This window comes from Frankia sp. AiPs1 (assembly GCF_023716945.1).
In the GTDB taxonomy this organism is placed as follows: Bacteria; Actinomycetota; Actinomycetes; order Frankiales; family Frankiaceae; genus Frankia.
The window spans coordinates 1-10421 of the sequence record NZ_JAMQQF010000187.1 but is presented as its reverse complement, the minus strand read 5'-3'; the positions used below and the strand labels follow the sequence as shown (position 1 = coordinate 10421).

The 10421-nt window shown below is 71.7% G+C and carries 7 protein-coding genes and 1 pseudogene; 2 read left to right on the top strand and 6 right to left on the bottom strand.

Annotation, left to right across the window (positions count from 1 at the left end; translation table 11 throughout):
• Nucleotides 1–71: 71 nt before the first annotated feature.
• The 4 genes from ND748_RS16920 to nirB form a co-directional block, all read right to left on the bottom strand.
• On the bottom strand, nt 72–1085 hold the full coding sequence (locus ND748_RS16920) for a glycoside hydrolase family 26 protein (protein ID WP_251746765.1): 1014 nt from the start codon (nt 1083–1085) through the stop codon (nt 72–74).
• Between the two features lie 230 nt (nt 1086–1315).
• Nucleotides 1316–2122 (bottom strand): uroporphyrinogen-III C-methyltransferase, encoded by an 807-nt coding sequence (gene cobA, locus ND748_RS16915; protein WP_251746764.1) that lies wholly within the window; start codon nt 2120–2122, stop codon nt 1316–1318.
• A 171-nt stretch (nt 2123–2293) separates the two neighbouring features.
• The gene (gene nirD / locus ND748_RS16910) at nt 2294–2647 is read right to left on the bottom strand and encodes a nitrite reductase small subunit NirD (RefSeq protein ID WP_251746763.1); all 354 of its coding nucleotides are present in this window, start codon (nt 2645–2647) and stop codon (nt 2294–2296) included.
• The gene (nirB, locus tag ND748_RS16905; RefSeq protein WP_251746762.1) at nt 2644–5232 is read right to left on the bottom strand and encodes a nitrite reductase large subunit NirB; all 2589 of its coding nucleotides are present in this window, start codon (nt 5230–5232) and stop codon (nt 2644–2646) included. The genes nirD and nirB overlap by 4 nt, the downstream gene beginning before the upstream one ends.
• 319 nt (nt 5233–5551) lie before the next feature.
• Between nirB and ND748_RS16900 the strand changes: the two genes are divergently transcribed.
• Nucleotides 5552–6703, top strand: coding sequence for a uroporphyrinogen-III synthase (locus ND748_RS16900; protein WP_374215950.1), 1152 nt, complete (start codon nt 5552–5554; stop codon nt 6701–6703).
• An 87-nt stretch (nt 6704–6790) separates the two neighbouring features.
• On the opposite strand, the gene ND748_RS16895 is transcribed toward ND748_RS16900, so the two are convergent.
• Together ND748_RS16895 and prfB are read right to left on the bottom strand one after the other, a co-directional pair.
• A complete protein-coding gene (locus tag ND748_RS16895; RefSeq protein WP_251746760.1) occupies nt 6791–7627 on the bottom strand; it encodes a polysaccharide deacetylase family protein in 837 nt (278 codons plus the stop codon).
• A gap of 554 nt (nt 7628–8181) precedes the next feature.
• Nucleotides 8182–9282: a peptide chain release factor 2 gene (gene prfB, locus ND748_RS16890; protein ID WP_251746759.1), complete on the bottom strand. Its 1101-nt coding sequence runs from the start codon at nt 9280–9282 to the stop codon at nt 8182–8184.
• A gap of 776 nt (nt 9283–10058) precedes the next feature.
• Here prfB and ND748_RS16885 point away from each other — a divergent pair.
• A pseudogene (locus ND748_RS16885) lies at nt 10059–10421 on the top strand (hypothetical protein); the annotation flags it as partial.

The following is a 10421-nucleotide window of genomic DNA, read 5'->3' as shown; positions in this document are numbered from 1 at the left end:
GCCCCGGCCCGCGGGGCCACCAGCCCGCGGGCCCACCGGTCAGTGGGGCCACCGGTCAGTGGGGCCACCGGTCAGTGGGTGCCGAACAGTTCCAGGTAACGCTTCGAGGATTTCGGGTTCAGGTCCGGTTTGTACAGCGAGGACCGGACGTTGGCCGGCTCGGAGTTGTTGTAGTAGGCCTCGTAGGCCAGGTTCGCCGCATTCGCCACGAACGTCTCGTGCATCTTGCCGATGTAGAAGGGGTTGTCCTTCCCGCCGCTGTTCGACCAGGCCACCCCCCACTCCGGGACGGCGAACTTCTTGCCGTGATCATGGGCGAACCGGATCACCGTGCACAGCCCGGACCGCTGGTGGCATTGCTGGTTCCAGCTCGCCTCGTCGCTCGACGAGGGATAGAAGTCGTAGGAGTCGATGCTGACCACGTCGACGTACTGATCGCCGGGATAGGCATCCCACACGTCCTGCCCGCTGCCGGGCAGCTTGTCGCTGTGGGCATTCATGTTCCAGTCGATCCGGACTGCCGGCGCGGTCGACCGGATCGCGGTCACCGTTCGGCGGAAGCACGCCTTCCAGGTCTCGGCACTGCGCACGTGCCAGTAGTTGAAGGCGCCGTTGAACTCCCAGCCGAGGCGGACGTAGGCGTCGGCCCGGCCGAACTTCGTCAGCGTGGCGCCGAAGGTGCGCCAGTAGCTGTCGTAGGCGCCGCTGGCGCAGGTGGCCTCGTCACCGTCCTCGGGGAACAGCGGTTGCGCGATCGACAGCTCGCCGGGGAACTTGGCCCGGGTGAAGGCCACCGTCGGCCAGTCCGCCGAGACGAGGCTGTGCCAGTCCTTACGGCTGGTGAAGACGACCGCGACTCCGGTCTCGCGGCCGGTGAAAGCACCCCAGGCGTTCACATCGGCCGGGTAGTTGCCGTTGGTGCCGGATACCCAGTGCACCCCGGTGGACTGCGGCTTTGGCTTCGGGGAGCTGGAACAGGCCCCGAGCCCCACGGCCGAAAGCCCGATGATCAACAGCAGTGACACCGGTCGCAGAGGCGAGCGAAGGCCCCCCGCCAGCCAGGAGAACATCGCGCAGATGGTCATCCGACGGCCTCCCGTGAGGTTCCCAAGACCGAACACCCCCCTCGATCGGGCAACGGCCTACCACCTCCCGACCGTGCCTCGGCAGCCTCCACCGAAAGACTGACCCTAACGTAAGGGTGCATTTCCGGTCGTTCCGGGTCCTCGGCGATCGCCCGCGCACGACGGGACGCCGCGGCTCAGGCGTGCGCTGCTGGCATGCAGTGCCGACCGATGCGGGCCGGAGGAGGTCGTCAGTCCCGCTCGCCAGCCGGGTGGTCCGGGGCGCGCCGGGCCGACCTGGCCCCGGCGATCTGGTCGCGCAGGCTCACCACGTCCCCGATGACGATGACGGCGGGCGAGCCGATGCCGGCCTCCGCGGCCAGCTCGGCGATGTCCGACAGCGCGCCGGTGAGGACGACCTCGTCGGCGGTGCCCCCGGCGTGGATGACCGCGGTCGGCGTGTCCGGGCGTCTGCCGCGCTTGACCAGCTCCCGGCTGATCCCCGCCAGCGCCGCCACCCCCATCAGCACGACGACCGTCCCCGGCCCCGTGGCCAGCGCGTCCCAGTCGACGGTGGAGCCGGGATGGGAGGGGTCGACGTGCCCGCTGACGATGGACACGTCCTGGGTGATGCCCCGGTGGGTGACCGGGATGCCGACGAGCGCCGGGACGGCGACCGCGCTCGTCACCCCGGGGACGATCTCGCACGGCAGCCCGGCCGCGGCGCAGGCCAGGGCCTCCTCGCCGCCGCGGCCGAAGACGAACGGGTCGCCGCCCTTGAGCCGCACGACGCCGAGCCCGCGCCGACCGCGGTCCACGATCACCGCGTTGATCTCGTCCTGGGTCAGGTTGTGGCCGTGCGGCGCCTTGCCCGCGTCGATGATCTCGGCGCCGGGGCGGGTCTGCGCGAGCAGTTCGCGGGGGGCGAGGCGGTCGACGACCACCACGTCCGCGATCCGCAGCAGGCGCAGGCCGCGCACGGTGATGAGATCCGCCCGGCCGGGCCCCCCGCCGACGAGCGCCACCCACCCCTCGGAAGGTCTGTCCACGCCGGTCACCTCCGTCGTTGTTGCCCTGTCGGGTCCGTCCCGCTGCCGGCGCGCGGGTCCCGGCCGCGACGACTCTCCCAGTGTGCTGCCTGACCAGCCCGTTCGGGGCGGATCGCGCCTTCCGTACGGACAAGCTCAGGCCGGACGGGCTCACGTCCGACGAGCCCACGCCGGACGAGGTCAGACGATGCGGCGGGCCGCACCGGCCGCACCGGCAGGGCCGACGAAGACCCGCCCGGCGCGCACCTCGACCGGATGGACCGGGATGCGCACGTCCTCGGCGTCCAGGCAGACCCCCGTGACCAGGTCGAACGCCTGTTTGTGCAGCGGGGAGAAGACGACCGCGCGGTCACCGCGTGAGCCGACGAGACCGCGGCAGAGCACGTTGGCCCGGGCGATCGGATCGGTGTTGCCGACCGCGAGGACCGGCCCGTCGCCGAGCCGGAACACGGCGACCTGCGCCCCGTCGACGAGCGCGCCGACGCCGCGGTCCGGGGTGAGATCCGCCAGGGCGCACACATCGGTCCAGTTCACGCGGATCTCCCAGTGACCGTGGTCGTCCCGGCGATCAGCGCCGCCCGCTCCCCGTCGCGGGCCGGCCGGGGCTGGCCGCGTTCGAGCACGTGGACGATGTCCGGGTCGGACGTGTCGGGGGCGTTGACGAACGAGGTGAACCGGCGCAGTGCCACCGGGTCGGCCAGCGTCGCCTTCCATTCGTCCCGGTAGGTGTCGACGTGGTGGGCCATGGCCGCATCCAGCTCGGCGCAGATGCCCAGCGAGTCCTCGACGATCACCGCGCGGACATGCGCCAGGCCGCCGTCGAGGCCCTCGATCCACGGCGCGGTGCGTTGCAGGCGGTCGGCGGTACGCACGTAGAACATGAGGAACCGGTCGATGTGGCGGACGAGGGTCTCGGTGTCGAGATCGGCGGCGAACAGCTCCGCGTGCCGTGGCCGGAAGCCGCCGTTGCCGCCCAGGTAAAGGTTCCAGCCGAGGTCCGTGGCGATCACGCCGACATCCTTGGACCGGGCCTCGGCACATTCGCGGGCGCAGCCGGAGACCGCCATCTTGATCTTGTGGGGCGAACGCAGCCCGCGGTAGCGCAGTTCCAGGTCGATCGCGAGGGTGGTGGAGTCCTGCACGCCGTAGCGGCACCAGGTCTCCCCCACACAGGACTTCACCGTGCGCAGCGACTTGCCGTACGCATGCCCGGACTCCAGCCCGGCGTCGGTGAGCCGCTGCCAGATCTTCGGCAGGTCCTCGACGCGGGCGCCGAGCAGGTCGATGCGCTGACCACCGGTGATCTTGGTGTAGAGGCGGAAGTCGCGGGCCACCTCGCCGATCAGGATGAGCGCCTCGGGGGTGACCTCGCCGCCGGGCAGCCGAGGGATGACCGAGTACGTCCCGTCCTTCTGGATGTTCGCCAGCATGTGGTCGTTGGTGTCCTGCAGGGCGGCCCGCTCGCCCTCGAGGATGTACTCGTTGTGGATCGAGGCGAGGATCGACGCGACCACCGGCCGGCAGACCTCGCAGCCCCGGCCCCGCCCGTGCTCGGCGACGAGCTGGGAGAACGTGGTGATCCCACGGACGCGGACGAGTTCGAACAGCTCGGCGCGGCTGTGGTCGAAGTGCTCGCACAACGCCGTGGAGACCTCGACGCCGGCGGCGGCGAGCTGCTGGCCGAGGATCGTCCTGAGCATCGGCACGCAGCTTGCGCAGCTCGTACCCGCGTTCGTGCAGCCCTTGATCCCGGCGACGTCGGTCAGCCCGTGGTCGCCGATCGCGGCGCAGATCTGGCCGTGGGTGACGTTGTTGCACGAACAGATCTGCGCCTGCGCGGGCAGCGCCACCCCGGCGCCGGACCCACCGGACCCGCCGGACCCGCCGCCGGCCGGCAGGATCAGTTGCGCCGGATCGTCGGGGACGGCGCCGGCGGCGCCGACGAGCGCCCGCAGGGTCCCGTACTCGCCGGCGTCGCCGACGAGGATGCCGCCGAGCACGCTGGCCGCGTCGTCGGAGAGCACCAGCTTCTTGTAGACCCCGGCGACCGGATCCGCGAACGTGATCGGCAGTGCGCCGGGCGTCGCGGCGAAGGCGTCGCCGAAGCTCGCCACGTCCACGCCGAGCAGCTTGAGCTTGGTGGACATGTCCGCGCCGGTGAAGCTGGCCGCGCCGCCGAGCAGTCGGTCGGCGACGACCTCGGCCATCGCGTAGCCGGGGGCGACCAGCCCGTAGACCCGCCCGCCGGCCACCGCGCACTCGCCGATCGCGTAGACGTGCTCGTCGCCGGTGCGGCAGCCCTCGTCGACGACGACGCCGCCCCGCTCGCCGACGGCGAGGCCGCTCTCGCGCGCCAGCTCGTCGCGGGGCCGGATGCCCGCGGAGAACACGACGACGTCGGCGTCGAGGCCGGTCAGGCCCTCCGGGTGACGGCCGAAGACGAGCCGGGCCACCCGGCCGTCGGCGTCGGCCTCGATTCGTTCGGTGACGGTGGCGGTGTGCACGCCGATCCCGAGCCCGGTGACGTGGGCGCGCAGCGTCTGCCCGCCGGCGTCGTCGACCTGCGCCGGCATCAGCCGGGGGGCGAACTCGACGACATGGGTGGTCAGGCCCAGGCTGCGCAGGGCGTTCGCCGCCTCCAGGCCGAGCAGGCCGCCGCCGATGACCACGCCGGTGCCGGTGCGGCTCGACCGCGCCGAGGCACTGATCGCGTCCAGGTCCTCGATGGTGCGGTACACGTGGCAGCCGGCAGCCTCGCGCCCGGGGACCGGCGGGACGAACGGGTACGACCCGGTGGCGAGCACCAGGGCGTCATACCGGTAGGTGTGCCCGGGGGCGGTGCGCACCGAGCGGCCGGCCCGGTCGACGGCGACGACGGGCTCACCGAGGCGCACCCGAAGGCGGGGATGGTCGAGGAAGCCGGCCGCGACCAGGCTCAGGTCGTCCGCCGTCGACCCGGTGAAGTACGCCGACAGGCCGACCCGGTCGTAGGCCGGCCGCGGTTCCTCGGCCAGGACGGTGACGTCCCAGACCGACCCGGCGTCCCGTTCCCGCAACGCCTGGCACAGCCGGTGGCCGACCATGCCGTGACCGACGACCACCAGCGACCGAGCAGACATCCGCGCACCACCCCTGTCCCAGGTCCGATCCGGGGGTCCGCCGACCTCGGCGAAACCCGCTACGGTCGCTGACCGTACGAGCGGCGGATGTCGCCGCCGACTCAGGTCAACGTCGGTGCGGAAACAAGACCCGCACCCCGCGCCACGGCCGGATGTGAGACGCTCCCGGCCCGACCGGGCCGGAGGTCACGGGGGCCAGAACGACGCCGGTTAACCGCGCCGTTGCATGTGGGTAAGCGCCCGGACATCGGGGTGCCTGATCCTTCCAGGGACCTGAGATTGGCGTCGGTCCACAGGCCAGGAGGTCCTCGTCTTGCCAATCCCCAGTTCCGGGCGGCCCGAATTCGGCGATGTGGCCGGCACGGGGGTGCCTGCGTTGCTCGGGTTCACCGTCGGGATCACCGCGGCCCGGCGCCGCGACGAGCTCGCCAGTCTGCTCGAACGGCGCGGCGCCCGCGTGGTGCAGGCGCCGGCGCTGCGCATCGTCCCGCTCGCGGACGACGGCAAGCTGCTCGCCGCCACCCGGGCCTGCCTCACCGGACGCCTCGACGTGGTGATCGCCACGACGGCGATCGGTTTCCGCGGCTGGCTGGAGGCCGCCGAGGGCTGGGGCCTCGGCGACGGTCTGCGCGACCGGCTGGCCCAGGCCCGGCTGTTCACCCGCGGGCCGAAGGTGACCGGCGCGGTCCGGGCGGCGGGGCTGTCCGAGTGCTGGTCGCCCCGGTCGGAGTCGGGCGCGGAACTCATGGGCCATCTCCTCGACACCGACCTCGCCGGCCTGCGCATCGCCGTGCAACTCCATGGCGAGCCGTTGCCGGACATGGTCGAGGGGCTGCGTGCCGCCGGAGCGGAGGTGGTCGAGATCCCGGTGTACCGGTGGGAGCCACCCGAGGACCTGCGCCCGGTCCGGCGGATGGTCGAACTGATCGTCACCGGCGGCCTGTCCGCGGTGACCTTCACCAGCGCACCGGCCGTGCTGAGCCTGCTGCGGACCGCCCGGGAGGCCGACCGGCTCGACGAGACGCTGGCCGCACTGCGCGGCGACGTGCTGGCCGCCTGCGTGGGACCGGTATGTGCCGCGCCGCTGGTCCGCGAGGGGATCCCCGTCGTGACGCCGGAGCGTTACCGGCTGGGGGCGCTGGTGCGCACGCTGTCCGACGAGCTGCCACGCCGGCGGGTGCGCACCGTCGAGGCCGCCGGGCACGTGCTGCGAGTGCAGGGCGCCGCGGTGATCATCAACGGCGAGCCGGTGATGCTGGCGCCGAAGACGGCGGCGGTGCTCGACGCACTCACGGAGCGTCCCGGCCGGGTGCTCTCGCGCGCGGAGCTGCTGCGCCGCACGGGCACCGCGGGGCTGACGGACGAACACGCGGTGGAGATGACCGTCGCCCGCCTGCGCACGGCGCTCGGCCCGGCCGGCAGCGCGGTGCAGACCGTCATCAAGCGGGGCTACCGGCTAGCGATTGCCTGAGCATCGGGGCGCAGCCGGGACGCCGGCGGTTGATGGCAGGTGCATCCGCATGAGCACATTCTCGCCATTCGGTTGCTGGATCGGCGGTCAGCCGCCTCGGCCGAGCCGCCAGCGCGCCGCGCGATAGGCCCGCCAGCCGGACTGCAACCCGCGCCGGGCACTCGTGAGTGCATCGCGGTGCCCGAGGGAAACCAGGCGCAGGATGTCGGCCGCCCCGGCCGCCCGGTCCACCACCAGCCGGCTGATGCCGAAACGGGACTGGGTCGGCTGATGCAGCCGATAACCGACCTCGCAGGCCGAATCGAAGCCGGCCGCCGCGACCACGTGCCGTACCGCCGCACAGTGGTATCCGAATGGATAGGAGAAACTGTCCGGGCTGCGCCCGGTCTTTTCCTCGATCATGCGCCGGCTGGCGGTCACGTCGTACCGGGCAAGGGCCGTGGGCACCACGTCCAGTTCGAGATGGCGATGACCGTGCGAGCCCAGTTCGACGCCCTCGCCCGCGAGGTCGGCCAGGTCGGACCAGTCCAGCAGCGGGAGATTGCGCTCGCTGTAACCGTCCAGCCAGGTGGCGCGCCGGCCGGCGTAGGCGGTCGGGATGTAGAGGGTGGCGCCGGCGCCGATCGTCTGCAGGGCGGGCAGCGCCGTCGTCACGAAGTCCTCGAAGGCGTCGTCGAAGGTGATGGCCACCTGCCGGCGGTGCGGGTGAGCGAGGGCGTCGGTGAGGCCGGTGAGGTGGTAGCCGCTGGCTGCGAGCGCGCCGAGCTGCTCGGCGAACACACTCGGCGGAACCTCCCAGCGCCGGAAGTCGGCACTCACGGAGTCACCCACGCTGTGGTACATCAGGACGGGCAGGGGCATCGGGGGTGCTTCGGCCAGCACGCCGGAGGCGGCACCGGGCAGCGCGGTCGCCAGGGTGGTCACCTCGTTCCCGTACCCGCAACGATCGCCGTCATGCCCGGATCGAGCTGGACATTTCCACGCATATACCTGTGTGCATTCATCTGCAGGGACACAGGCCGTACTCCCTCCGCGACGACGGTACGCAATCGTGGACGAACAGGTGACACGGGCGAACATCCCATCGAGTGAAGTAGCGCGCGAACCAGCCCAGGAAGCCGAAACTAAAACATCGAACGGTCCGCGAACTACCCGGGACTCTACACGCGCATACCGGGCGTGCCAATGGCATCGGGAGATCCGCCGGAGACATCACCCGAGGGTGGTCTGCACCGTCCCGACCGACTCGCCACACGGCCCGGATCTGGCCGCCGCTCGGAGCACTGCCCTTTCACCGGGTGTTCATCACCGATACGGCTTAAAGCCGTCCGGTAAATCGGGGGAACACGGACGGGTGATCCCCTGGAGGGCATGACCGACAAAGGCGAAGGTCACCGGCCCGGGCGGAGGATAAGGCAGGGCAGCAGGCGGGCCGAGGGGGCGGCTGGGAACAGGCCCCGGCCGTTCGGCGGGAATTCTCACGCCTGGTTCTCGACGGCCCGCCGCCACCGGATTTCGGCATCGATGAAATCGTCGAGCTCACCGTCGAGCACACCACCGGTGTTCGAGGTCTCGGTGTCGGTGCGCAGGTCCTTCACGAGCTGGTAGGGGTGCAGAACGTAGTTACGGATCTGCGATCCGAAGGAGACGTCCTGCGGACCGCCGGTGATGCGCTGCTTCGCAGCGGCCTCCTCGGCGCGGCGGCGCTCCAGGAGCTTCGCCTGCAGCACGATCATCGCGGCGGCCTTGTTCTGGAGCTGGCTGCGCTCGTTCTGGCAGGTGACCACGATGTTGGTCGGCAGGTGGGTGATACGGACCGCCGAGTCGGTCGTGTTGACCCCCTGGCCGCCCGGGCCGGAGGACCGGAAGATATCGATCCGCAGGTCCTTGTCGTCGATGTCGACGTGGTCGGACAGCTCGACGACCGGGGTCACCTCCACGCCGGCGAAGGAGGTCTGCCGCCGGTTCTGGTTGTCGAACGGCGAGATGCGCACGAGCCGGTGCACCCCGTGCTCGCTGCGCAGCGTCCCGTAGGCGTAGGGGGCCTTGACCTGGAAGGTGGCGGACTTCAGGCCCGCCTCCTCCGCCTCGGAGGTGTCGAAGACCTCGGTGGGGTAGCCGTGACGCTCGGCCCAGCGCAGGTACATCCGCAACAACATGGCCGTCCAGTCGGCGGCGTCGACGCCGCCGGCACCCGCGGAGAGCTGCACGATCGCGTCCCGCTCGTCGAACTCGCCGGACAGCAGGGTGCGCACCTCCAGCGCGGAGATGTCGCCGCTGAGCGCCGGCAGATCGGCCCCGGCCTCGGCAAGCAGGTCGTCGTCGCCGAGATCCGCGGCGGCGGCCATGTCGTCGAGCCGGCGGCGCAGCCCCTCCACCCGGGAGATGTCGCCGCGGGTCGACGACAGCCGCCGGGTGACGACCTGCGCCCGGTCCTGGTCGGACCACAGGTCGGGGTCCGCGGCCTGCCGCTCCAGCTCCTCGGCGCGACGGCGCAGCCCGTCCACGTCGAGAACGGACTCGATGCCGCTCAGCGTGGCATCGAGCTGCTTGATCTCCTCGGACAGGTCGACGGCCATGGTGTTCACCTTACCGGCGGCGCCCACCGAGCACGGGCAGGACTGATCTTGACTCGACCCGCGGCGGACCACGGGGGCCGGGCCGGCCGTCCCTCGGCGCGGGGCCGATCGGGGCGACGGGAGATCGTCCGCCTACAAACCAACCGACCGCCGTGGACGGCCGGCGGCCGCGTCCGGCGCTGCCCGCCGCCGTCGCGTCGGCACCGGGCAGCGGTCGTGAAAGGCCACGCCGATGAAACATGCAAAGGCGCGGCGACATCCGCCTGAAACATGGGATGCGGACTCGCAAATATCCGGCCAACCGACACCCGCACCGCGGACAATCCGGACGGTAACTGCACCCCCTACCGGGCAACTCGCCGCCGAGACGCTGGTCCGCACCAATCCGCGGAGAGATCTGTCCCACATCGCTGAGCGCACAGGATCACGCGCGTTTGTCGCGCCTGAACGATATCTTTGACCGCGGCGCTTGGCCGGCGAATTAGCCGGGCACCTGGTTCCGCGGGGCAACGTGGTCCCGCCGGCTACCCGGCCGCCCGCTCATGGTCAGGAGACCAACGAACACGGACACCCGGACAATGCTGGCCGCCGGAGGCGGAACAGTCAGTGCCGGACCGCTTGGCAGGGAAAGCGAGGGAGGCCGTCATGGGAACCCAGCTCAGTCAGCAGACCGACCGGGGCGGGCAGTTAGACCTGGCGGTGCACCGTCCCCTCGCGCTTCGCCGGCAGGCAGACGGCGGCGCGATCATCCCCACCCGAGCACGAAGGGTGCCATCGTGGCCGAAGTCTCGAACCGGCGGTCCGTTCTGGTCGCCACCGGCCTCGCGGCGGTGGGCTCCATGAGTCTGGGAGCCGACGCCGCCGCGGACGCCGCCGAGTTGCACGACTCCTGCGCCGTCGCGTTGAACGCCGCGGTGGATGCCTACGAGACCACCGATCTCAGCGCGACGGCCGCGGCCCTCGTCCCACTCGAACGCACCACCAGGACGGTGCCCCGCGAGCACCGGCTGCGCGGACGGGCCGCCCTGGACTGGATGCGCCTGCATGCCGCCGTGACGACCGCTGCGGCGGCGGTGGCGTACGACCGCGGCCAGCACGCCGACGCCGCCACCCGGGCGGACCGGGCCGCCGCCCTAGCC

What these genes read in the sequence shown, in the direction of transcription:
- ND748_RS16920 (WP_251746765.1), bottom strand. Translation starts at nt 1,085, where the DNA reads ATGACCATCTGCGCGATGTTCTCCTGGCTGGCGGGGGGCCTTCGCTCG.
- nirB (WP_251746762.1), bottom strand. Translation starts at nt 5,232, where the DNA reads ATGTCTGCTCGGTCGCTGGTGGTCGTCGGTCACGGCATGGTCGGCCAC.
- prfB (WP_251746759.1), bottom strand. Translation starts at nt 9,282, where the DNA reads ATGGCCGTCGACCTGTCCGAGGAGATCAAGCAGCTCGATGCCACGCTG.